Origin of the sequence: Stenotrophomonas sp. SrG, assembly GCF_050031795.1 — a bacterium.
In the GTDB taxonomy this organism is placed as follows: Bacteria; Pseudomonadota; Gammaproteobacteria; order Xanthomonadales; family Xanthomonadaceae; genus Stenotrophomonas; species Stenotrophomonas rhizophila_A.
In genome coordinates, this window is record NZ_JBNBBE010000684.1 from 1 (window position 1) to 248 (window position 248).

General features: G+C 65.3%; 1 protein-coding gene. It reads right to left on the minus strand.

The genetic code is table 11. From position 1 onward, the window contains the following. A partial coding sequence (locus ACQG3P_RS21315; protein ID WP_426806166.1) for an undecaprenyl-diphosphate phosphatase occupies positions 1 to 248 on the minus strand: 248 nt, incomplete at both ends.

The window sequence follows — 248 nt, forward strand, 5'->3', positions numbered from 1 at the left end:
ATCGCAAACGCAGTGAAGCGGTGGGCCTTGATGTCGCCCAGCAGCCACTTCACTACGACGAAGCCGGTGAGGACGGCGGCAACGAAGGCCACGCCCACGTCGGCCCAGTTCTCGCTGGCCAGCTTGCCGTCCTTGGCCAGCTCCCGGAATGCGTAGCCACTGGCGGCGAACATGGTGGGTATACCCACCAGGACCACGAATTCAGTGGCGGCCGCGCGCCTGCTCAGGCCGACCAGCATGGCGATGAA